This is a genomic window from Pseudomonas lundensis (assembly GCF_002269125.1).
Lineage (GTDB): Bacteria > Pseudomonadota > Gammaproteobacteria > Pseudomonadales > Pseudomonadaceae > Aquipseudomonas > Aquipseudomonas lundensis_A.
This window is the reverse complement of sequence record NZ_NQKI01000048.1, coordinates 1-23,588: the sequence shown is the minus strand read 5'-3', so window position 1 is coordinate 23,588 and position 23,588 is coordinate 1. Positions and strand designations below refer to the sequence as shown.

At 54.4% G+C, this 23,588-nt stretch carries 22 protein-coding genes and 1 pseudogene; 22 read left to right on the top strand and 1 reads right to left on the bottom strand.

Annotated elements, in window-relative coordinates:
* Positions 1–1,518, bottom strand: a complete 1,518-nt coding sequence (gene dnaA, locus CJF39_RS20835; protein WP_094995128.1) for a chromosomal replication initiator protein DnaA — start codon at positions 1,516–1,518, stop codon at positions 1–3.
* A gap of 563 nt (positions 1,519–2,081) precedes the next feature.
* Here dnaA and rpmH point away from each other — a divergent pair.
* The 22 genes and pseudogenes from rpmH to CJF39_RS20725 all read left to right on the top strand — a co-directional run.
* Positions 2,082–2,216, top strand: coding sequence for a 50S ribosomal protein L34 (gene rpmH, locus CJF39_RS20830; protein ID WP_003213577.1), 135 nt, complete (start codon positions 2,082–2,084; stop codon positions 2,214–2,216).
* A 16-nt stretch (positions 2,217–2,232) separates the two neighbouring features.
* On the top strand, positions 2,233–2,634 hold the full coding sequence (gene rnpA, locus CJF39_RS20825; protein ID WP_202969404.1) for a ribonuclease P protein component: 402 nt from the start codon (positions 2,233–2,235) through the stop codon (positions 2,632–2,634).
* Positions 2,627–2,872 (top strand): membrane protein insertion efficiency factor YidD, encoded by a 246-nt coding sequence (gene yidD / locus CJF39_RS20820; RefSeq protein ID WP_094995127.1) that lies wholly within the window; start codon positions 2,627–2,629, stop codon positions 2,870–2,872. Before rnpA ends, yidD begins: the two co-directional genes overlap by 8 nt.
* A 2-nt stretch (positions 2,873–2,874) precedes the next feature.
* A complete protein-coding gene (gene yidC, locus CJF39_RS20815; RefSeq protein WP_094995126.1) occupies positions 2,875–4,560 on the top strand; it encodes a membrane protein insertase YidC in 1,686 nt (561 codons plus the stop codon).
* Positions 4,561–4,641: 81 nt separating this feature from the next.
* Positions 4,642–6,009 carry a tRNA uridine-5-carboxymethylaminomethyl(34) synthesis GTPase MnmE gene (mnmE, locus tag CJF39_RS20810; RefSeq protein ID WP_094995125.1) on the top strand — a complete coding sequence of 456 codons (1,368 nt, stop codon included), beginning with the start codon at positions 4,642–4,644 and terminating at the stop codon, positions 6,007–6,009.
* Between the two features lie 778 nt (positions 6,010–6,787).
* On the top strand, positions 6,788–8,680 hold the full coding sequence (gene mnmG / locus CJF39_RS20805; protein WP_094995132.1) for a tRNA uridine-5-carboxymethylaminomethyl(34) synthesis enzyme MnmG: 1,893 nt from the start codon (positions 6,788–6,790) through the stop codon (positions 8,678–8,680).
* Positions 8,677–9,321, top strand: a complete 645-nt coding sequence (gene rsmG, locus CJF39_RS20800; protein ID WP_094995124.1) for a 16S rRNA (guanine(527)-N(7))-methyltransferase RsmG — start codon at positions 8,677–8,679, stop codon at positions 9,319–9,321. Before mnmG ends, rsmG begins: the two co-directional genes overlap by 4 nt.
* Before the next feature lie 18 nt (positions 9,322–9,339).
* Complete coding sequence (locus CJF39_RS20795) at positions 9,340–10,131, top strand: ParA family protein (RefSeq protein WP_094995123.1); 792 nt, start codon at positions 9,340–9,342, stop codon at positions 10,129–10,131.
* 9 nt (positions 10,132–10,140) lie between these two features.
* A complete protein-coding gene (locus CJF39_RS20790; RefSeq protein WP_094995122.1) occupies positions 10,141–11,013 on the top strand; it encodes a ParB/RepB/Spo0J family partition protein in 873 nt (290 codons plus the stop codon).
* A 147-nt stretch (positions 11,014–11,160) separates the two neighbouring features.
* Positions 11,161–11,568, top strand: a complete 408-nt coding sequence (locus tag CJF39_RS20785) for a F0F1 ATP synthase subunit I (RefSeq protein ID WP_003437994.1) — start codon at positions 11,161–11,163, stop codon at positions 11,566–11,568.
* Positions 11,569–11,584: 16 nt separating this feature from the next.
* Positions 11,585–12,454 carry a F0F1 ATP synthase subunit A gene (gene atpB / locus CJF39_RS20780; RefSeq protein ID WP_047279004.1) on the top strand — a complete coding sequence of 290 codons (870 nt, stop codon included), beginning with the start codon at positions 11,585–11,587 and terminating at the stop codon, positions 12,452–12,454.
* A gap of 120 nt (positions 12,455–12,574) precedes the next feature.
* The gene (gene atpE / locus CJF39_RS20775) at positions 12,575–12,832 is read left to right on the top strand and encodes a F0F1 ATP synthase subunit C (RefSeq protein WP_002555987.1); all 258 of its coding nucleotides are present in this window, start codon (positions 12,575–12,577) and stop codon (positions 12,830–12,832) included.
* 57 nt (positions 12,833–12,889) lie between these two features.
* Positions 12,890–13,360, top strand: coding sequence for a F0F1 ATP synthase subunit B (locus CJF39_RS20770; RefSeq protein ID WP_047279006.1), 471 nt, complete (start codon positions 12,890–12,892; stop codon positions 13,358–13,360).
* 12 nt (positions 13,361–13,372) lie between these two features.
* On the top strand, positions 13,373–13,909 hold the full coding sequence (locus CJF39_RS20765) for a F0F1 ATP synthase subunit delta (RefSeq protein WP_047279008.1): 537 nt from the start codon (positions 13,373–13,375) through the stop codon (positions 13,907–13,909).
* A 21-nt stretch (positions 13,910–13,930) separates the two neighbouring features.
* Entirely contained in the window at positions 13,931–15,475 is a 1,545-nt protein-coding gene (gene atpA, locus CJF39_RS20760; protein WP_094995121.1) for a F0F1 ATP synthase subunit alpha, read from the top strand.
* Between the two features lie 50 nt (positions 15,476–15,525).
* Positions 15,526–16,386, top strand: a complete 861-nt coding sequence (atpG, locus tag CJF39_RS20755) for a F0F1 ATP synthase subunit gamma (protein ID WP_019409117.1) — start codon at positions 15,526–15,528, stop codon at positions 16,384–16,386.
* A 27-nt stretch (positions 16,387–16,413) separates the two neighbouring features.
* On the top strand, positions 16,414–17,790 hold the full coding sequence (atpD, locus tag CJF39_RS20750; RefSeq protein ID WP_047279012.1) for a F0F1 ATP synthase subunit beta: 1,377 nt from the start codon (positions 16,414–16,416) through the stop codon (positions 17,788–17,790).
* Positions 17,791–17,843: 53 nt separating this feature from the next.
* Positions 17,844–18,263 (top strand): F0F1 ATP synthase subunit epsilon, encoded by a 420-nt coding sequence (locus CJF39_RS20745; protein WP_432760263.1) that lies wholly within the window; start codon positions 17,844–17,846, stop codon positions 18,261–18,263.
* 114 nt (positions 18,264–18,377) lie between these two features.
* Complete coding sequence (gene glmU, locus CJF39_RS20740) at positions 18,378–19,745, top strand: bifunctional UDP-N-acetylglucosamine diphosphorylase/glucosamine-1-phosphate N-acetyltransferase GlmU (protein ID WP_094995119.1); 1,368 nt, start codon at positions 18,378–18,380, stop codon at positions 19,743–19,745.
* Positions 19,746–20,012: 267 nt separating this feature from the next.
* Positions 20,013–20,780 carry a DeoR/GlpR family DNA-binding transcription regulator gene (locus tag CJF39_RS20735; RefSeq protein WP_094995118.1) on the top strand — a complete coding sequence of 256 codons (768 nt, stop codon included), beginning with the start codon at positions 20,013–20,015 and terminating at the stop codon, positions 20,778–20,780.
* Between the two features lie 9 nt (positions 20,781–20,789).
* Positions 20,790–22,625, top strand: a complete 1,836-nt coding sequence (gene glmS, locus CJF39_RS20730; RefSeq protein WP_094995117.1) for a glutamine--fructose-6-phosphate transaminase (isomerizing) — start codon at positions 20,790–20,792, stop codon at positions 22,623–22,625.
* A gap of 315 nt (positions 22,626–22,940) precedes the next feature.
* Positions 22,941–23,510 (top strand): annotated as a pseudogene (locus tag CJF39_RS20725) (TnsA endonuclease N-terminal domain-containing protein); the annotation flags it as partial.
* Between the last annotated feature and the right edge of the window lie 78 nt (positions 23,511–23,588).

The window sequence follows — 23,588 nt, the reverse complement described above, 5'->3', positions numbered from 1 at the left end:
TCAGGTGGTCAGAGTTCGCAGCAGGTTCTTGTAGTCCTCGCGGATGTCCGCGTCGGATTCCTTGAGTTCGTTGATCTTGCGGCACGCATGCAAGACCGTCGTGTGGTCGCGGCCACCAAACACGTCACCGATTTCCGGCAAACTGTGGTTAGTCAGCTCTTTGGACAATGCCATGGCGACCTGACGGGGACGCGCCACCGAGCGCGAACGGCGCTTGGATAGCAAATCCGAGATCTTGATCTTGTAGTACTCCGCGACCGTGCGCTGGATGTTATCCACAGAGACCAGTTTGTCTTGCAGCGCAAGCAAGTCTTTAAGGGATTCACGAATCAGCTCGATGGTGATGTCGCGGCCCATAAAGTGCGAGTGAGCAATCACCCGCTTGAGCGCACCTTCAAGCTCACGCACGTTGGAGCGAATGCGTTGAGCAATAAAGAAAGCGGCATCGTGGGGCAAATCGACTTTGGCCTGATCGGCCTTTTTCATCAGGATCGCCACACGTGTTTCCAGTTCCGGCGGCTCGACGGCCACGGTCAGGCCCCAGCCAAAACGTGATTTAAGACGTTCTTCCAGGCCTTCAATTTCTTTCGGGTAACGGTCGCTGGTGAGAATCACTTGCTGACCGCCTTCAAGCAGGGCGTTGAAGGTATGGAAAAACTCTTCCTGAGACCGCTCCTTGCGCGCAAAGAACTGAATGTCATCGATGAGCAATGCATCCACCGAGCGGTAGAAGCGCTTGAACTCATTGATTGCGTTGAGCTGCAGGGCTTTGACCATGTCCGCTACAAAACGCTCGGAATGCAGGTACACCACCTTGGCATTCGGGTTCTTCTTCAGCAGGTGGTTGCCCACCGCATGCATCAAGTGAGTCTTACCCAGACCTACACCGCCATACAGGAACAGCGGGTTGTAACCGTGTTTGGGGTTATCCGCCACTTGCCACGCCGCAGCGCGGGCCAGTTGGTTGGATTTACCCTCGACAAAGTTTTCAAAGGTGAACGTGCGGTTCAGGTAACTGGTGTGCTTGAGCGCACCTTCAACTTGAACGGTACGTTGTTCGGCGCGTACCGGCGCTTGTTGCGAACTGGCGCCAGCCATTGGATCGAAGCTGTCTCGCGACGGCTCTTCACTCGTCTGGGTAGCAGGCTTGTGCACAGGCGCAGGTGCTACAGCTGACTGGGCAGGAGCACTCGGGGCCACGGAGGGTGCGGCCACCTGTTGCGAGGCAGCAGCAGCCAACGGCGCATTGGGGGCCGCACGAGGTGCCGAACTGCGCTTGCTGCCTATTAATAAGGACAGCGCAGGGGCCATGCCATTGCTGTGCTCATTCAACAGCTCAAGCAAACGGCTCAGGTATTTTTCGTTCACCCAGTCGAGGACAAAACGGTTGGGTGCATACACGCGCAACTCGTCGCCTTCGGCTTCGACCTGTAGTGGACGGATCCAGGTGTTGAATTGCTGGGCAGGCAGTTCTTCGCGCAAAAGCTCTACGCACTGCTGCCAAAGTTCCACTGACACGGATATCCCCTAAGTTGAAAGCCGGTGAGGCAAAAACAGGCGCCATTGTAGCGAGCACGCGTTCACTTATCCACATGTAGGTTGCCTGTCTATAAGGAAGGAATGCGGTTTTATCCCTGAACAAAGCGACAAATGGTAGGTGCATAAGCTCTGTGGATAAGCGGGCCTAAGCCCGTTGTACAAGTGGGGGCGAAACTCTGTGCATAAGTCGACTGTGGATAAGTGGCCCTTTCATACACAGCTTTTCCGAAGGAGCAGCACAGGCAGAGCACCGCTTGTGGACAACCTTTTGAATCGCTGGAAGCTCGAATTTATACGGCCTGTAGCGTTTTATCCACAGATTTTGTGCTCAGTAAGAGTAGTAAGTTCTTTAAAAGAGCTTTAAATAAACCGTTCTTTAATTTCTATAGCTGCGCAGAGAAAGGTCTGTGTAAAAAAGCCCACATCTATTTACCAGGAAAGGTTGGTTGGAAATTGACCTATTGGCTTGCATTCTCTAGAATCGCCGGTCTCTTAAAACGGGGGCCATTCCGGCCCGTTGTGGACGAACCAGGTAGCACGACATGAAACGTACTTTCCAACCAAGCACTATCAAACGCGCCCGCACTCACGGTTTCCGTGCACGCATGGCTACTAAAAACGGCCGTGCCGTCCTGTCGCGTCGCCGCGCCAAAGGCCGTGCGCGTCTGGCAGTTTGATAATCAGACAATGGTGGTGAGTCAGGACTTCAGTCGGGAAAAGCGGTTACTCACTCCCCGGCATTTCAAGGCAGTCTTTGACTCCCCCACCGGCAAGGTACCGGGGAAAAATCTCCTGCTCCTTGCGCGCAGTAACGGTCTCGATCACCCCCGCTTGGGGTTAGTGATCGGTAAAAAGAGCGTAAAGCTCTCCGTTCAGCGCAATCGCCTTAAGCGTTTGATGCGTGAATCGTTTCGTCTCCACCAGGATTCACTGGTCGGTTGGGATATCGTTATCGTCGCGCGCAAAGGTTTGGGTGACGTAGAGAACCCCGAATTGATTCAGCATTTCGGCAAACTCTGGAAGCGCCTGGCGCGTAATTCGCCAGTTCCAGCGGTTAATTCCGAAACTGTAGGGGTAGGCAGTCCTGATGCGTAAACTGGCACTCGTTCCGATCCAGTTTTATCGTTATGCCATTAGTCCTTTGATGGCCAGCCACTGCCGTTTCTACCCCAGTTGTTCCTGCTACGCGTTGGAAGCCATCGAAAATTATGGCGTTCTTCGCGGCGGCTGGCTGACCTTTCGTCGTTTAGGTCGCTGTCACCCGTGGAATCCCGGTGGTTATGACCCGGTTCCACCTATCCCTACCTCCCGTTCTTCTTCGATGGCCGAGTAATCATGGATATTAAACGCACGATCCTGATCGTCGCCCTGGCAGTCGTGTCCTACGTTATGGTTCTCAAATGGAACCAGGACTATGGTCAGGCTGCTCTGCCGACTCAGAATGTTGCCGCCAGCAGTACCACCGCGCCGGCTTTGCCCGACACGGTTCCAGGTAACAACGCTTCCAACAGTGCTGATGTCCCTAGCGCCACTGCTGATACCAGCACGCCGACCGAAACCCCGGTTGCTGCTAGCAAAGACTTGATTCACGTAAAAACTGACGTGCTGGATATCGCAATTGATCCACAGGGCGGTGACATTGCCCAATTGCGTTTGCCGCTGTACCCGCGCCGCCAGGATCACCCGGATGTTCCATTCCAGTTGTTCGATAACGGCAACGAACGTACCTACCTGGCGCAAAGCGGCCTGACAGGCGTGGATGGCCCGGATGCTCGTTCTTCCGGTCGCCCGGTTTTCAGCACTGAGAAAAAAACCTATGAGCTGGCCCCGGGCCAGGATCAATTGGTTGTTGACCTCAAGTTCAGCGAAAACGGCGTCAACTACATCAAGCGCTTCACACTCAAGCGTGGCCTCTACGATGTACAAGTCACGTATTTGATTGATAACGAGAGCGGCAAGCCGTGGAACGGCAACCTGTTCGCGCAATTGAAGCGTGACGCCAGCTCCGACCCGTCTTCCAGCACCGCTACCGGTACTGCTACCTACCTGGGCGCCGCCCTGTGGACAAGTGCAGAACCGTACAAAAAAGTGTCGATGAAAGATATCGACAAGGGTCAGCTGAAAGAGACCGTTCAAGGGGGTTGGGTAGCCTGGCTGCAACACTACTTTGTGACCGCGTGGATTCCTCAGAAAGGCGATAACAACGTCGTTCAGACCCGCAAAGACAACCAGGGCAACTACATCATCGGTTTCACCGGCCCAACGTTGACCGTTGAACCGGGTAAAACTGCTGAAACCAGCGCAACCCTGTATGCAGGTCCAAAGAGCCAGGGTGTACTCAAAGAGTTATCCCCAGGCCTGGAACTGACAGTTGACTACGGCATCCTGTGGTTCATTGCCCAGCCGATTTTCTGGCTGCTGCAACATATCCACAGCATTGTGGGTAACTGGGGTTGGTCGATTATCTTCCTGACCATGCTGATCAAAGGGATCTTCTTCCCTCTGTCGGCCGCCAGCTACAAGTCGATGGCTCGCATGCGCGCCGTGGCGCCAAAACTGGCCGCTCTGAAAGAGCAGTTCGGTGATGACCGTCAAAAAATGTCGCAAGCCATGATGGAGCTGTACAAGAAAGAGAAGATCAATCCACTGGGCGGCTGCTTGCCGATTCTGGTGCAGATGCCGGTCTTCCTGTCCTTGTACTGGGTACTTCTGGAAAGTGTTGAAATGCGCCAGGCGCCGTTCATGCTCTGGATTACTGACCTGTCCATCAAAGACCCGTTCTTCATTCTGCCGATCATCATGGGCGCAACCATGTTCATCCAGCAGCGTCTGAACCCGACACCGCCGGATCCGATGCAGGCCAAGGTGATGAAGCTGATGCCAATCATCTTCACCTTCTTCTTCCTGTGGTTCCCGGCAGGTCTGGTGCTGTACTGGGTTGTGAACAACTGCCTGTCCATCGCTCAACAGTGGTACATCACGCGTAAAGTTGAAGCTGCTACCAAAAAAGCAGCCGAGTAACTTACTCTGGTGAGCACCACTCAAAACGCCCCCTAGTGGGGCGTTTTGCTATCTGTCACTTTTGTTTTCGAGGCCTGTTTTATGAGTGTTCCGGCTGAAACCATTGCCGCTGTGGCAACCGCCCAAGGGCGAGGTGGCGTGGGGATCGTGCGCGTTTCCGGTCCGCTAGCGAGCAAGGCTGCGCAGGCGTTCAGTGCTCGCGAGCTCAAACCGCGTTATGCCCATTACGGGCCGTTCTTCGGTGAAAACCGGGAAGTGCTGGATGAAGGGATCGCGCTGTATTTCCCCGGCCCCAACTCTTTTACTGGCGAAGACGTCCTGGAATTGCAAGGTCATGGCGGCCCTATCGTGCTCGACATGCTGCTGCAACGCTGCATTGAGTTGGGTTGCCGCCTGGCGCGTCCGGGCGAATTCAGCGAGCGCGCGTTTTTGAACGACAAACTCGACCTGGCCCAGGCCGAAGCTATTGCTGACCTGATTGAGGCGAGTTCTGCACAGGCCGCACGCAATGCACTGCGATCATTGCAGGGCGCCTTTTCACAGCGTGTGCATAACTTGACTGAGCAACTGATCAGTTTGCGTATCTACGTAGAAGCCGCGATCGATTTCCCGGAAGAAGAAATCGACTTTCTCGCCGATGGTCATGTGCTTGGCATGCTGGATAAGGTCCGCGAAGAGTTATCCACCGTTCAACGGGAAGCGGGTCAGGGTGCCTTGTTGCGCGATGGGATGACAGTCGTGATTGCCGGTCGGCCAAACGCAGGAAAATCCAGCTTGCTCAACGCGCTGGCCGGGCGTGAAGCGGCCATCGTTACCGAAATCGCAGGGACTACACGTGATGTGTTACGCGAACATATCCACATTGATGGCATGCCACTGCATGTGGTCGACACCGCGGGATTGCGCGACACCGAAGACCACGTCGAGAAGATCGGTGTACAACGTGCCCTCAAAGCCATTGGCGAGGCCGACCGTGTGTTGCTGGTCGTCGATGCGACGGCTCCGGAAGCTGATAACCCGTTTGCACTGTGGCCAGAGTTTCTGGAGCAGCGTCCTGATCCGTCAAAGGTCACGTTGATTCGTAACAAAGCTGATCTGACCGGGGAAGCCATTGCATTGGAAGTCAGCGATGATGGCCATGTCACCATCAGCCTGAGCGCCCGCTCCACTGAAGGTCTGGATTTACTGCGTGAACATCTCAAAGCCTGCATGGGGTACGAACAAACCTCTGAAAGCAGTTTCAGCGCTCGCAGGCGACACCTTGAGGCCTTGGGGCATGCCAGTGCTGCGTTGGAGCATGGTCGGTCGCAACTGACCTTGGCCGGCGCAGGAGAACTGCTGGCTGAGGACTTGCGACAGGCCCAACACGCATTGGGAGAAATCACAGGCGCATTTAGCTCAGATGATTTGCTGGGCCGAATTTTCTCCAGTTTTTGTATCGGCAAATGATCTGAAAAGCTGCTGGTTAAATTCGCGGCTATGTCCATTTGCGCAGCCGCCGCAGTCCCCGTTACTGATAGGCACCCTGTACCTTTTCAGCTGCTAGGGGTCCTTCATTCCCCCAGAGGTATTAGTCCAGTCCGCCATTGATCCCGCCACGATGTGTGCGCCAGTTCTTGCTTCCCTCACAGCAGGGGTAGTTCTGGGCATCTTTGGAATGCGTAAGACTTACCCCACCTATGTGACGATGGGAGGCGTTCTTTTCATTTGCCTGCTGGCAAAACACGCCTGCTTGATGAACCGTTCATCGTCAAAATCGCGCTTGGATTCAAATAACGTCTGCCCCTGATGGGGGCAGGCGTTTTTTTTGCTGCCTGAAATGCAGGCACAGGGCTATTTTCTGTGGTTTAAGCCCTGTGCATAACTGGCCTTCAGGTCAGTGGGTAAGTAGGGGTCAAAACTGAAGATAACCCCGTCTGTGGATAAGTGTCGTTAATATCCACAGGCTTAAGGCAGTTATCCAAACACCTCATTGCTACATGACCACAGACTTTTGATCCTCTGTACAGTACGAGAAATAAGGCTCTTATGGATCTATCCACAGAAAAGTTGCTGTATAGAAATAAACATAAAAACAAAGCTTTAATAAATTTCTTCTTTATTTATTTTTCTATCTTGCCTTATCCACAGCTGGTTAAATTTTGTGCAAAGGGTTCTTTAAGAAGGGCGAAGTCCCTATACTTCGCGGTCTATCCAAAACTCCCTAGAAACAGGCACGAGGTGCGTGGTGAATTTCCCTTCCCGTTTTGCAGTGATCGTCATCGGTGGCGGTCACGCCGGAACCGAGGCTGCACTTGCTTCAGCACGCATGGGCGTAAAAACCCTGTTGCTGACCCACAACGTGGAAACCCTCGGGCAAATGAGCTGCAATCCTGCAATCGGCGGGATCGGCAAAAGTCATCTGGTTAAGGAAATCGACGCCCTCGGCGGCGCGATGGCAACGGCTACCGATAAAGGCGGAATCCAGTTCCGCGTACTCAATGGCCGCAAAGGGCCTGCGGTACGGGCAACACGTGCTCAGGCTGACCGCATTCTCTACAAGGCCGCAGTACGAGAAATCCTCGAAAACCAGCCCAACCTGTGGATATTTCAACAGGCTGCTGATGATTTGATCGTCGAACAGGATCAAGTGCGTGGCGTCGTGACCCAAATGGGTCTGCGTTTCATGGCCGATGCCGTGGTGTTGACCACCGGTACATTCCTGGGCGGACTTATCCACATCGGTATGCAGAACTATTCGGGCGGACGAGCCGGTGATCCACCGTCTATCGCCTTGGCTCAACGCCTGCGTGAATTGCCTTTACGGGTTGGACGATTGAAAACCGGTACGCCACCGCGTATCGATGGCCGCTCTGTCGATTTTTCGGTCATGACTGAACAACCCGGGGATACGCCGATTCCGGTGATGTCGTTCATGGGCAATAAGCAACAGCACCCGGCCCAGGTCAGTTGCTGGATTACCCATACCAACGCGCGGACCCACGAAATCATTGCTTCCAACCTGGATCGCTCGCCGATGTATTCGGGTGTAATCGAAGGTATCGGGCCACGTTATTGCCCATCCATCGAAGACAAGATTCATCGCTTTGCCGACAAAGAGAGCCATCAGGTCTTCATCGAACCGGAAGGTTTGACCACGCACGAGCTGTACCCGAATGGCATTTCCACATCCTTGCCGTTCGATGTGCAAATCCAGATTGTGCAATCGATCCGTGGTATGGAAAACGCACACATCGTGCGTCCGGGTTATGCCATCGAGTACGACTATTTCGATCCACGTGACCTGAAATACAGCCTTGAAACCAAGGTGATCGGCGGCTTGTTCTTCGCCGGTCAAATCAACGGTACTACCGGTTACGAAGAGGCTGGCGCCCAAGGTTTACTGGCGGGAACCAACGCCGCGTTGCTTGCACAAGGCAAAGAAAGCTGGTGCCCGCGCCGCGACGAAGCCTACATCGGCGTGTTGGTAGATGACCTGATTACCTTGGGCACTCAGGAACCGTACCGGATGTTTACATCCCGCGCGGAATACCGTTTGATCCTGCGTGAAGACAACGCCGACATGCGCTTGACTGAAAAAGGCCGTGAACTTGGGCTGGTTGATGACGCTCGTTGGGCAGCCTTTTGTGACAAGCGCGAAAGCATTGAGCGCGAAGAACAACGCTTGAAAAGCACGTGGGTTCGGCCGGGCACGGAACAAGGTGATGCAATTGCTGCCAAATTCGGTACGCCGCTAACCCACGAGTACAACTTGCTGAATTTGCTGACCCGTCCTGAGATCGACTATGCCGGCTTGGTGGAAGTGACCGGGCAGGGGGCAATTGATCCGCTGGTCGCTGAGCAAGTTGAAATCAAAACCAAATACGCCGGCTACATTGATCGCCAACAGGATGAAATTGCCCGGTTACGGGCCAGTGAAAATACCAAATTGCCTGTGGATATCGATTACACGACCATTTCCGGTCTGTCGAAAGAGATCCAGAGCAAGCTGGGTGCCACGCGTCCCGAGACACTGGGTCAGGCTTCGCGTATTCCCGGCGTCACCCCGGCTGCGATTTCCCTGTTGATGATTCACCTGAAAAAACGCGGCGCAGGCCGCACGTTGGAGCTAAACGCTTGAGTTCGCTGGTCACTGCACAACACGCCGAAGAGTTATCCACAGGTGCACGCCAACTGGGCGTAAATCTGACAGAAATCCAGCATCAGCAACTGCTGGGTTATCTGGCCCTGTTGATCAAATGGAACAAGGCCTACAACCTCACGGCTGTGCGTAATCCTGACGAGATGGTGTCGCGCCATTTGCTCGACAGCTTGAGCGTCATGTCTTTCATCGAGAACGGCCGTTGGCTGGATGTTGGCAGTGGCGGAGGCATGCCTGGTATCCCTCTGGCGATTCTGTTTCCTGGCTCGCAAGTCACTTGTCTGGACAGCAACGGCAAGAAAACCCGTTTTCTGACCCAAGTGAAACTTGAGCTCAAGTTAGACAATCTTCAAGTTATCCACAGTCGGGTTGAAGAGTATCAACCTGAGCTGCCGTTCACTGGAATTGTGTCTCGAGCTTTCAGCAGCATGGAGAACTTCACCCACTGGACCCGTCATCTGGGCGACAGCGATACACGCTGGTTAGCCATGAAGGGCGTTCATCCTGCTGATGAGCTGGTAGCATTGCCCACTGATTTTCGTCTAGATAGCGAACACGCCTTGACCGTTCCGGGTTGCCAAGGCCAACGCCATCTGCTGATACTGCGCCGCACGGCATGATTGGGAACGCACGCAAGAATGGCTAAGGTATTCGCAATAGCGAACCAAAAAGGGGGCGTGGGTAAAACCACCACCTGTATCAACCTCGCGGCATCGCTGGTCGCTACCAAGCGTCGAGTGTTGTTGATCGACCTTGATCCACAAGGCAACGCCACCATGGGTAGCGGTGTGGATAAACACGGTCTTGAGAATTCGGTCTACGACCTGTTGATCGGTGAGTGCGATTTGGCGCAGGCCATGCACTACTCCGAGCACGGTGGTTACCAACTACTGCCGGCCAACCGGGATCTCACGGCTGCAGAAGTCGTGCTGCTTGAGATGCAGATGAAAGAAAGCCGTCTGCGTACAGCACTGGCGCCGGTTCGAGAAAGTTACGATTACATCCTGATCGATTGCCCCCCGTCATTGTCGATGCTGACCTTGAATGCGCTGGTGGCCGCCGATGGCGTCATCATCCCGATGCAGTGCGAATACTTTGCGCTGGAAGGGCTGAGCGACCTTGTGGATAACATCAAACGCATCGCGGAACTGCTGAACCCTAACTTGAAGGTCGAAGGCCTGCTTCGGACCATGTACGATCCGCGCCTGAGCCTGATGAACGATGTTTCGGCGCAGCTCAAGGAGCATTTCGGCGGTCAGCTCTATGACACGGTGATCCCGCGCAACATTCGTTTGGCCGAAGCACCGAGTTACGGTATGCCGGCGCTGGCGTATGACAAAAATTCCCGTGGCGCGATTGCTTACCTGGCCCTGGCGGGCGAGCTGGTTCGTCGTCAACGTCGTAGCCCCCGCACAGTTCAGCCAACTTAAGGAAATCCCATGGCCGTCAAGAAACGAGGTCTAGGACGCGGACTGGATGCACTGCTCAGTGGTCCTACGGTCAGCTCGCTGGAAGAGCAAGCGGTCAAGGTTGATCAAAGTGAATTGCAGCATTTGCCCCTGGACCTGATCCAGCGCGGCAAATATCAACCGCGCCGTGATATGGACCCGCAAGCCCTCGAAGAACTTGCCAATTCGATCAAATCTCAAGGCGTGATGCAGCCGATCGTTGTGCGCCCGATCGACGGCAACCGTTTTGAAATCATTGCGGGCGAACGTCGCTGGCGTGCAAGCCAACAAGCGGGCAAAGAGACCATCCCGGCGATGGTGCGCGATGTCCCGGACGAAACCGCCATCGCGATGGCACTGATTGAAAACATTCAGCGTGAAGACCTCAATCCGATCGAAGAAGCCATTGCCTTGCAGCGTTTGCAGCAAGAGTTTCAACTGACTCAACAACAAGTGGCTGATGCTGTGGGTAAATCCCGCGTGTCCGTGGCTAACTTGTTGCGGTTGATATCCCTGCCGGAAGTGATCAAAACCATGTTGTCCCACGGCGACCTTGAAATGGGTCATGCACGTGCGTTGCTTGGTTTGCCGGAAAACCAGCAGGTGGAAGGGGCGCGACACGTTGTCGCACGCGGGTTGACCGTACGTCAGACAGAAGCCCTTGTTCGACAGTGGTTGAGTGGAAAACAGGAACCCGCTGAACCGGTTAAACCTGATCCGGACATCGCACGCCTCGAACAACGATTGGCCGAACGCCTAGGCTCTGCGGTGCAGATCCGTCACGGAAAGAAGGGAAAAGGCCAATTAGTAATTGGTTACAATTCTCTGGATGAGCTCCAGGGAGTGCTTGCACACATCCGCTGAAACAATTCCTCGTGTAGCGCGCAGTCGGAAATCACTACCTGACAGTTGAATAGGGGATTAAGCGCCCCTATACTCTGCGCGCATTTTGTCGGCACAAATTATGCCAAGTTATTACTTTTGGCAGCCGGCCTTTGAGGAGCAGATGTGATGGAAACACGCACGCCAAACCGCTTGCCGTTCCATCGCCTAGCGGTTTTTCCGGTTTTACTGGCTCAATTTGTCGTTTTATTGCTGGCTGCTCTGGGGCTCTGGCAATGGCATGGAGTCGTCGCCGGATATTCGGGACTCTGCGGAGGCCTGATTGCTTTGCTACCCAATGTGTATTTTGCTCACAGGGCTTTCCGGTTTTCCGGCGCTCGAGCAGCGCAAGCCATCGTGCGGTCGTTTTACGCCGGCGAGGCAGGCAAATTAATTTTGACGGCAGTGCTGTTCGCGCTGACGTTTGCAGGTGTGAAGCCATTGGCGCCGTTAGCAGTATTTGGCGTCTTCGTGCTGACCCAACTGGTCAGCTGGTTCGCTCCCCTGCTAATGAGAACAACACTTTCGAGACCTTAGGGCGTTTGAGGCAACCATGGCAGAAACAACCGCTTCGGGCTATATCCAGCACCACTTACAGAACCTGACCTTCGGGCAGCTACCTGATGGCGGCTGGGGCTTTGCTCACACCGTTGCAGAAGCTAAAGAAATGGGCTTTTGGGCATTCCACGTCGATACACTCGGCTGGTCGCTGTTTGTAGGCCTGATCTTTATCCTCGTTTTCCGCATGGCGGCCAAGAAGGCAACTTCCGGTCAACCAGGCGCACTTCAGAACTTCGTAGAAGTGCTGGTGGAATTCGTTGATGGCAGCGTCAAAGACAGTTTCCACGGCCGCAGCGCCGTTATTGCTCCGCTGGCGCTGACAATTTTCGTGTGGGTGTTCCTGATGAACGCCATCGACTTGATCCCGGTGGACTGGATTCCTCAGTTGGCCATCCTGATCACTGGCGATGAGCACTTCCCGTTCCGAGCCGTACCGACGACTGATCCGAACGCTACCCTGGGCATGGCCCTGTCGGTATTTGCACTGATCATCTTCTACAGCATCAAGATCAAGGGTATTGGCGGCTTCATTGGCGAACTGACCCTGCACCCGTTTGGCAGCAAGAACATTTTCGTTCAAGCGCTGCTGATTCCGGTGAACTTCCTGCTCGAATTCGTGACGCTGATTGCCAAGCCAATCTCGCTGGCACTGCGTCTGTTCGGCAACATGTACGCTGGCGAACTGGTATTTATCCTGATCGCCGTAATGTTCGGCAGCGGCCTGCTTTGGCTTAGCGGTCTGGGCGTGGTGCTGCAATGGGCGTGGGCTGTTTTCCACATCCTGATCATCACCTTGCAAGCGTTCATCTTCATGATGTTGACCATCGTTTACTTGTCGATGGCGCACGAAGAGAACCACTAAGACCCGTTTCGGCGAGTCTGGTGCCCCTCTCGCTCCGGCGAGAGGGCGTCGCAAAATGATTTTGTTTTACCGCTTTAATCTAAAAACCTAAACCATACGACGTAAAAGTCGGGAGGAAAGATGGAAACTGTAGTTGGTCTAACCGCTATCGCTGTTGCACTGTTGATCGGCCTGGGCGCACTGGGTACTGCAATTGGTTTCGGCCTGTTGGGCGGCAAGTTCCTGGAAGGCGCAGCGCGTCAACCAGAAATGGTTCCAATGCTGCAAGTTAAAATGTTCATCGTTGCCGGTCTGCTCGACGCCGTAACCATGATCGGTGTTGGTATCGCACTGTTCTTCACCTTCGCTAATCCCTTCGTTGGTCAACTCGCTGGCTAATCACTCGAATTTTCGAGTTGATTAGAGTGATGGACAACGAACGAGCGAGGTGTTGGCGTGAACATTAATGCAACCCTGATTGGCCAGTCCGTTGCGTTCTTCATTTTTGTACTGTTTTGCATGAAGTTCGTGTGGCCTCCGGTCATCGCGGCATTGCAAGAACGTCAGAAGAAGATTGCGGCTGGACTGGACGCTGCTAACCGAGCAGCTCGCGACCTGGAGTTGGCCCAAGATAAAGCGGGTCAGCAACTGCGCGAAGCTAAGGCTCAAGCAGCTGAAATCATTGAGCAAGCCAAGAAACGCGGTACTCAGATCGTAGACGAAGCCCGTGAACAGGCTCGCGTTGAAGCTGACCGTGTGAAGGCTCAGGCTCAGGCCGAGATCGAACAGGAACTGAACAGCGTTAAAGACGCCCTGCGTACCCAATTGGGTGGCCTGGCTGTCGAAGGTGCTGAGAAGATCTTGGGTGCCACAATCGATCAAAACGCGCACGCGGAGCTGGTTAATAAACTGGCTGCTGAAATTTAAGCGAGGGCGATCATGGCAGAATTGACCACGTTGGCCCGACCTTACGCTAAGGCAGCCTTCGAGCACGCCCAGGCCCACCAGCAACTGGCCTCTTGGTCAGCCATGCTCGGCCTGGCTGCAGCAGTGTCGCAAGACGACACTATGCAGCGCGTGCTCAAGGCCCCGCGACTGACGAGCGCAGAAAAGGCCGCCACATTTATTGATGTGTGCGGCGACAAGTTCACTGTAGAAGCACAGAACTTCATCCATGTCGTTGCCGAAAACGACCGTCTCCCGCTGTTGCCGGAGATTGCCGCTCTGTTTGACCTGTACAAGGCTGAACAAGAGAAGTCGGTAGACGTTGAAGTGACCAGTGCTTTTGCATTGAACCAAGAACAGCAAGACAAACTCGCCAAGGTTCTCAGTGCACGACTCGACCGGGAAGTGCGCCTGCAAGTTGCGGAGGATGCCAGCCTGATAGGTGGTGTCATCATCCGCGCCGGCGACCTGGTTATCGATGGCTCGGTTCGCGGGAAACTCGCAAACCTTGCCGAAGCATTGAAATCTTGAGTTTGAAGGGGCAGCAGAGCAATGCAGCAACTCAATCCTTCCGAAATAAGTGAAATTATCAAGGGCCGCATCGAAAAACTCGATGTGACCTCTCAAGCCCGCAACGAAGGCACTGTCGTCAGCGTATCTGACGGCATTGTGCGGATTCACGGTCTGGCCGACGTAATGTACGGCGAAATGATCGAGTTTCCGGGCAGCGTCTTCGGCATGGCTCTTAACCTCGAGCAAGACTCTGTAGGTGCCGTAGTATTGGGCGCATACACGACTCTGGCTGAAGGCATGAGCGCCAAGTGCACTGGCCGCATTCTGGAAGTTCCGGTTGGTAAGGAACTGCTGGGTCGCGTAGTCGACGCACTGGGTAACCCAGTTGATGGCAAAGGTCCGCTGAACAACACCGAGACCGATGCGGTCGAGAAAGTTGCTCCAGGCGTGATCTGGCGTAAGTCGGTAGACCAGCCTGTACAGACTGGCTACAAGGCTGTCGATGCCATGATCCCTGTCGGCCGTGGCCAGCGTGAGCTGATCATCGGTGACCGTCAGATCGGTAAAACCGCTCTGGCGATCGACGCGATCATCAACCAGAAAGACAGCGGCATTTTCTGTGTATACGTAGCGATCGGTCAGAAACAATCGACCATCGCTAACGTGGTTCGCAAGCTGGAAGAAAACGGCGCGTTGGCCAACACCATCGTCGTTGCAGCCAGTGCTTCCGAATCCGCAGCGCTGCAGTTCCTGGCACCGTACTCCGGTTGCACCATGGGCGAATACTTCCGCGACCGCGGTGAAGACGCGCTGATCGTTTATGACGATCTGTCCAAGCAAGCAGTGGCTTACCGCCAGATTTCCCTGCTGCTGCGCCGTCCACCAGGCCGTGAAGCTTACCCAGGCGACGTGTTCTATCTCCACTCCCGTCTGCTGGAGCGCGCATCCCGCGTTTCTGAAGAGTACGTTGAGAAGTTCACCAATGGCGCAGTGACCGGCAAAACCGGTTCCCTGACCGCACTGCCGATCATCGAAACTCAGGCTGGCGACGTTTCCGCGTTCGTTCCGACCAACGTGATTTCCATCACTGACGGTCAGATCTTCCTGGAATCGGCCATGTTCAACTCGGGCATCCGCCCTGCAGTGAACGCCGGTGTTTCGGTATCCCGTGTGGGTGGTGCCGCTCAGACCAAGATCATCAAGAAGCTGTCCGGTGGTATCCGTACCGCTCTGGCTCAGTACCGTGAACTGGCGGCATTCGCTCAGTTTGCATCTGACCTGGACGAAGCGACCCGTAAGCAACTTGAGCATGGTCAGCGCGTTACCGAGCTGATGAAGCAGAAGCAATATGCACCAATGTCGATCGCTGACATGGCGCTGTCGCTGTATGCCGCTGAGCGTGGGTTCCTGACTGACGTCGAAATCACCAAGGTCGGTAGCTTTGAACAAGCGCTGATTGCTTACTTCAACCGCGATCACGCCGACTTGATGGCGAAGATCAACGTGAAGGGTGACTTCAATGACGAGATCGACGCTGGCATGAAAGCCGGTATCGAGAAGTTCAAGGCCACCCAAACCTGGTAAGCCGCAGCGGGAGCCGCAAGGCTCCCGCTTGCTAACCTGATAGGTGTTACATGGCAGGCGCAAAAGAGATTCGCAGTAAGATTGCGAGCATCAAAAGCACGCAAAAAATTACCAGCGCCATGGAAAAAGTGGCGGTCAGCAAAATGCGCAAGGCACAAATGCGCATGGCTGCTAGCCGTCCTTATGCGGAGCGCATCCGCCAGGTTATTGGGCATTTGGCCAACGCCAACCCGGAATACCGCCACCCTTTCATGATCGACCGCCCTGTTAAGCGCGTTGGTTATGTTGTAGTGAGCAGTGACCGTGGTTTGTGCGGTGGTTTGAATACCAACCTGTTCAAGGCTTTGGTCAAGGACATGGCGGTAAACCGCGAAAACGGCGCCGAGATTGATCTGTGCGTGGTCGGCAGCAAAGGTGCGGCTTTTTTCCGTAACTTCGGCGGTAACGTCGTCGCTGCCATCAGCCATCTGGGTGAAGAACCGTCGATCAATGATTTGATCGGCAGCGTTAAGGTGATGCTGGATGCTTACCTGGAAGGCCGTATTGATCGCCTGTCCGTGGTGTCCAACAAGTTCATCAACACCATGACGCAACAGCCGACTGTGGAGCAATTGATTCCACTGGTGGCGACCCCGGATCAAGAACTCAAGCACCACTGGGACTACCTCTACGAACCAGACGCTAAAGAGCTGCTTGACGGCTTGATGGTGCGTTACGTGGAATCGCAGGTATACCAGGCGGTGGTCGAGAACAGTGCAGCTGAACAAGCTGCGCGGATGATCGCAATGAAGAACGCCACTGACAACGCCGGTGATTTGATCAGCGATTTGCAGCTGATCTACAACAAGGCGCGTCAGGCTGCGATCACCCAAGAGATCTCGGAAATCGTCGGCGGCGCTGCCGCGGTTTAACGGTTCAAATATTCAGAGGATCCAGCTATGAGTAGCGGACGTATCGTTCAAATCATCGGCGCCGTGATCGACGTGGAATTTCCACGCGAAAACGTACCGAGCATCTACAACGCGCTGAAAGTACAAGGCGCGGAAACAACTCTGGAAGTTCAGCAGCAGCTGGGCGACGGCGTTGTTCGTACCATTGCGATGGGTTCTACCGAAGGCTTGAAGCGCGGTCTGGACGTTATCGACACTGGCGCAGCCATCTCCGTACCGGTCGGTAAAGCGACACTGGGCCGGATCATGGACGTACTGGGCAACCCGATCGACGAAGCTGGCCCGATTGACACCGAAGAGCGTTGGGGCATTCACCGTCCTGCACCGTCCTTCGCTGAACAAGCTGGCGGCAACGATCTGCTGGAAACAGGCATCAAGGTTATCGACCTGGTTTGCCCGTTCGCAAAAGGCGGTAAGGTTGGTCTGTTCGGTGGTGCCGGTGTAGGCAAAACCGTAAACATGATGGAACTGATCCGTAACATCGCCATGGAACACAGCGGTTACTCTGTGTTCGCTGGTGTGGGTGAGCGTACTCGTGAGGGTAACGACTTCTACCACGAGATGAAGGATTCCAGCGTACTGGACAAAGTGGCACTGGTTTACGGTCAGATGAACGAGCCGCCGGGTAACCGTCTGCGCGTAGCACTGACCGGCCTGACCATGGCCGAGAAGTTCCGTGACGAAGGTAACGACGTACTGTTGTTCGTTGACAACATCTACCGTTACACCCTGGCCGGTACTGAAGTATCCGCACTGCTGGGCCGTATGCCTTCCGCAGTAGGTTACCAGCCGACCCTGGCCGAAGAGATGGGTACTCTGCAAGAGCGTATCACTTCGACCAAAAGCGGTTCGATCACCTCCATCCAGGCGGTATACGTACCTGCGGATGACTTGACTGACCCGTCGCCTGCAACCACGTTTGCCCACTTGGACGCGACCGTTGTACTGTCCCGTGACATCGCCTCCCTGGGTATCTACCCAGCGGTTGATCCACTTGATTCGACTTCGCGCCAGCTGGATCCGAACGTAATCGGCCAGGAACACTACGACACCGCGCGTGGCGTTCAGTACGTATTGCAGCGTTACAAAGAACTGAAGGACATCATTGCGATCCTGGGTATGGACGAGCTGTCGGAAACCGACAAGCAGTTGGTATCCCGTGCTCGTAAGATCCAGCGTTTCTTGTCTCAGCCGTTCTTCGTGGCTGAAGTCTTCACTGGCGCTTCGGGTAAATACGTTTCCCTGAAAGACACCATTGCTGGCTTCAAAGGCATCCTCAACGGTGACTACGACCACCTGCCAGAACAAGCGTTCTACATGGTCGGCGGCATCGAAGAAGCGATCGAGAAAGCCAAGAAACTGTAATTCGGGCGCCCGGAAACGGGCGCTAATCAGGTTGAGGCAATCAGATGGCTAATATGACAGTCCATTGCGATATCGTCAGCGCGGAAGGAGAAATCTTTTCCGGTCTGGTTGAGATGGTGATTGCGCACGGCAGCCTGGGTGATCTTGGTATCGCTCTGGGTCACGCTCCGCTGATCACTGAACTCAAGCCAGGTCCGATCCGCCTGATCAAACAGGGTGGGGAAGCCGAGGTGTATTACATCTCCGGTGGTTACCTCGAGGTTCAGCCGAACATGGTCAAGGTGCTTGCCGACACCGTGCAACGTGCTGCCGACCTGGATGAAGCCTCCGCTCAGGAAGCCGTCAAGGCTGCCGAGAAGGCCCTGAACGAAAAAGGCGCAGACTTCGATTACGGAGCTGCGGCTGCACGACTGGCCGAGGCCGCAGCTCAGCTGCGCACCGTCCAGCAGATCCGCAAGAAGTTCGGCGGCTAAGCCTCCTGCTTATTGTGTGATTGATTAAAAAGGGTAGCCTCGGCTACCCTTTTTCTTTTTCCGCGAAATACTTTTTGGTCGCATCCGCTGACCACCCAGGATTGGTAGCCAGTCATGTCTCTCGATATCGTAATTCTCGCAGCAGGTCAGGGCACCCGTATGCGTTCGGCCTTGCCCAAGGTTCTGCACCCGGTGGCCGGCAACTCCATGCTGGGCCATGTTATCCACAGCGCCCGCCAACTAAAGCCAACCGGTATCCATGTCGTCATTGGTCACGGTGCAGATCAGGTGCGCGAGCGCTTGGCTGCTGACGATTTGAATTTTGTTCTTCAAGACAAGCAATTGGGCACGGGCCACGCAGTGGCTCAAGCGCTGCCATTTTTGACCGCTGAGAATGTACTGATCTTGTACGGCGACGTGCCGTTGATTGAAGTCGACACGTTGCAACGTTTGCTTAAGCAAGTTACGCCGCAACAGTTGGGCTTGCTCACCGTAAACCTGGACGACCCGACCGGATACGGCCGCATCGTGCGTGACGCAGCAGGCAAGGTGTGCGCGATTGTTGAGCACAAGGATGCAACTGAGGCTGAGCGCACTATATCCGAAGGCAACACTGGCATTCTCGCGGTTCCGGCCAACCGTCTGGGTGACTGGATGAGCCGGTTGTCTAACAACAACGCTCAAGGTGAGTATTACCTGACCGACGTGATTGCCATGGCCGTTAACGATGGTTTGGTCGTCGCGACGGAACAACCGCACGACGCGATGGAAGTGCAGGGCGCCAATGACCGCAAGCAGCTTTCGGAATTGGAGCGTCATTATCAGCTACGTGAAGCGCGTCGCTTAATGGCGTTGGGTGTCACCCTGCGCGATCCGGCGCGCTTTGATGTGCGTGGTGACGTGACTGTCGGACGTGATGTGCTCATCGACATCAACGTTATTCTCGAAGGTCGTGTGGTCATTGAAGATGACGTGGTGATTGGCCCCAATTGCGTGATCAAAGACAGCGTTTTGCGTAAAGGCGTAGTGGTCAAAGCCAACAGCCATCTCGATGGTGCCGTCATGGGCGAGGGCAGTGATGCCGGGCCCTTCGCACGCTTGCGTCCCGGTAGCGTTCTCGATGCGCGGGCCCATGTGGGTAACTTTGTCGAATTGAAAAACACCCATTTGGGTGAAGACGCCAAATGTGGTCATCTGACCTATCTTGGCGACGCCGAGGTTGGCGCGCGCACTAACATTGGTGCCGGTACCATTACGTGCAATTACGATGGCGCGAATAAGTGGAAAACCGTAATGGGGGCTGATGTGTTTATTGGTTCCAACAACTCCCTGGTCGCGCCTGTGGATATCTCAGATGGCGCGACAACGGCTGCCGGTTCGACCATCAATCAAAACGTACCTGCCGAGCAACTTGCCGTTGGTCGGGCGCGTCAGCGCAACATCGAAGGATGGCAGCGCCCGGTAAAGCTGCCAAAGGCGTAATGCTGCGTTATCCACAGGGCAAATTCGTGCAGTGTGGGTAATTTGTATTGTTACAAATCCCTTAATAATCAGTAGTTTAAAAAAGCCCTTATCCATGAGCTGTGGATAAGGGCTTTTTTCATCCAATCGACCTGATTCTGCATGGCCTCTGATTATGGGGATTAGGCGAGTTATTCACAGGCAAAAAATCCAGAATTCCGTTGACGTCGAATTCGAGATCGGGTCTCATTGCTTTCGTTATCTTTCGAAACGAAACTTAAGGCGTTTATGTCAAAGCGCAATACTCCACAACGTAGACATAACATTCTTGCCCTGCTCAATGCGCAAGGCGAAGTCAGTGTGGATGAGCTGGCTAAACGCTTCGAAACTTCCGAGGTTACGATTCGCAAGGATTTAGCCGCACTCGAAAGTAATGGCCTGCTTTTGCGTCGTTACGGTGGTGCGATCACCTTACCGCAAGAGTTAGTGATGGACCCGTCCCAGTCGGTGTCGCTCTATAAGCAGGCGATTGCCCGGGCGGCAGTCAGTCTGCTCAAAGAGCATGCGCGCATCATCATCGACAGTGGCAGCACGACGGCTGCAATGATTCCTCAACTCGGTTTGCAACCGGGCCTGGTGGTCATGACCAATTCACTTCATGTCGCTAATGCCTTGAGTGAACTGGAACATGAGCCCGTGTTGCTCATGACTGGCGGAACCTGGGACCCGCACTCTGAGTCTTTTCAGGGCCAAGTGGCCGAACAGGTGCTGCGATCCTACGATTTTGATCAATTATTCATTGGCGCTGACGGCATCGATTTGCAGCGCGGCACCACCACGTTCAACGAGTTGCTGGGGTTGAGCCGGGTCATGGCCGACGTCGCGCGCGAAGTGATCGTGATGGTGGAGGCCGACAAGATCGGTCGAAAAATACCCAATCTGGAACTGCCCTGGAGCAGCGTCCATACCCTTATTACTGATGATCGCCTGCCGCAAGAAGCGCGCGAACAGATTCAGGCCCGAGGCATAACCTTGTTATGCGCGGCACTTAGTTAGGAGAACGTTATGTGTGGAATTGTTGGCGCAGTCGCTGAACGGAATATCACGGCCATTCTGCTCGAAGGCTTGAAGCGTCTTGAATACCGCGGGTATGACAGTGCCGGTGTCGCCGTATTTACGAATAATGGCACGCTGGAGCGTATGCGTCGCAACGGTAAAGTGGCAGAGCTTGAACAGGCACTGGCCGGCGAACCGTTGATGGGGCGTCTGGGTATCGCCCACACCCGCTGGGCCACACACGGTGCTCCCTGCGAGCGTAATGCGCATCCGCACTTTTCGGGTTCCGATCTTGCAGTTGTGCACAACGGCATCATCGAGAACCATGAAGCCCTGCGCGAACAACTCAAGGGGCTGGGCTACGTATTTACGTCGGACACTGACACCGAAGTCATTGCGCACCTGCTTAACCATAAGCTCAAAGATAATAACGACCTGACTGCTGCGCTCAAAGCCACCGTCAAAGAGTTGCACGGGGCTTATGGTTTGGCCGTTATCAGTGCCAAACAGCCGGACCGCTTGGTCGCTGCACGCAGCGGCAGCCCATTGGTGATTGGCCTGGGTCTGGGGGAAAACTTCCTGGCCTCTGATCAGTTGGCCCTGCGCCAAGTCACTGACCGGTTCATGTACCTGGAAGAAGGCGATATTGCTGAGATCCGTCGGGACAGCGTGCAGATCTGGGATGTGAACGGCCAAAACGTCCAGCGTGAAACCGTTCAATACACCGATGGCGCTGAAGCAGCAGACAAAGGCGAGTTTCGTCACTACATGCTCAAGGAAATTCATGAGCAGCCTTCGGTCGTCCAACGCACGTTGGAAAACCGCTTGGGTCAGGATCACGTCTTGGTTCAGGCCTTTGGTCCACAAGCAGCCGAGCTGTTTGCCAAGGTCCGTAATGTTCAGATCGTTGCTTGTGGCACCAGCTATCACGCGGGCATGGTCGCGCGTTATTGGCTGGAGTCGTTGGCGGGAATTCCTTGTCAGGTCGAAGTGGCCAGCGAATTCCGCTACCGCAAAGTGGTGGTCCAGCCAGACACATTGTTCGTTTCCATCTCGCAATCTGGCGAGACCGCTGACACCTTGGCAGCCCTACGTAATGCTAAAGAGCTGGGTTTCCTGGGCAGTCTGGCCATTTGTAACGTGGGCATCAGCTCGCTGGTGCGTGAGTCTGACCTGACACTTCTGACCCAGGCAGGTCGCGAAATTGGTGTGGCTTCCACCAAAGCCTTTACCACCCAATTAGTCGGGCTGCTGCTGCTGACGCTGTCGCTGGGGCAAGTACGCGGTACGTTGGAGGAGGGTGTTGAAGCCCAATTGGTAGAAGAACTGCGTCGCCTGCCTGCACGTCTGGGGGAGGCGCTGGCAATGGATACGACCGTCGAAAAAGTTGCGGAGTTGTTTGCTGACAAACATCACACCCTGTTCCTGGGTCGTGGTGCTCAGTTCCCTGTGGCGATGGAAGGTGCGCTCAAGCTGAAGGAGATTTCGTATATCCATGCTGAAGCGTACCCGGCAGGAGAGTTGAAACATGGTCCGCTCGCGCTTGTGGATAACGACATGCCGGTGGTCACGGTCGCGCCGAATAACGAACTGTTGGAAAAATTAAAATCCAACTTGCAGGAAGTACGTGCGCGCGGTGGCGAACTGATTGTATTTGCAGACGAGCAGTCAGCCATGAGCAATGGGGAAGGCACGCATGTGATTAACATGCCGCACATCCATGATGTACTGGCGCCCATCCTCTACACCATACCGCTGCAGTTGTTGTCGTACTACGTTGCTGTACTTAAAGGGACAGACGTAGACCAGCCACGCAATCTGGCGAAATCCGTCACTGTGGAATAAATGCCCCGACGAGAAACAACTGTTTACAAACAATAAAGGTTGTCACAAAAGAATAAAGGTTGTCACAACTCAATAAAGGTTGTCACAAGCTCCTGCTCCGACCGTACATCAGGGGCAGGAGCAGGTCTTGAAAATTAGGATCAAAATCCTCTGGACCTGTGACCTGTGACCGTTGTCCTGGCCGAGCCCGCTCCTGACATCTCCCACGCCACATCCCCCCAGTGTCGTTCCGGTCGAGTGGGTCGCCCAATGATGAGCGACTCGAAAATGATATCTGATCCAGCTGCATCGTTTAAGCCTGCGCCTTCCAAGCTGATGACTCAGCAGAAAATCGATAGGAGAATCAAATCTGGTCGTGGGAGCGGCGTGAAAGAATCCTATGTGCCTTGGATCAAGGTTTGGGATATCAAATCCAAAGGTGTGTCTCACCTGGTGTTGGGTGTAAAGATACATCGTACTCACCACCTGATATCTAATGCTGAGCGCGACTACCTCACCGTCCTGGAACGTGATAATTCCATTATCGATATCCGTGAGCAATTCCCGCTATTGACGCAAACTGAAACTCAAGCAATCGCTAACAGCCTTAATTATCGTCACCCGGTCTATCCCGGAACTCAGATTCCAGTAGTCATGACGACTGATTTTCTGATCACCTTCATTGACTCATCGGGCGAAGTTAAAGTTGCCGCGCGGTCCGTCAAATATCGGAAGGAGTTTGAGGATGCAGAAATCGGCGTGCAGAACAGAATGGCAGAGAAGCTAGCTATCGAAGAAAAGTATTGGGCGATGAGGCAGATAGAATGGAAACTTGTGCTGCACGAGAACTTGTCCCGAATTAAGATAGCGAACCTAACCATTCTCCGGACCTATGCGAGCATCCATCGGTAATCCCCCCTGAAAAAAGTACGCATCAGAAGTAGAATTTTCTCCTGACCGGATTAAGGAAATTTTGCGTGAAGA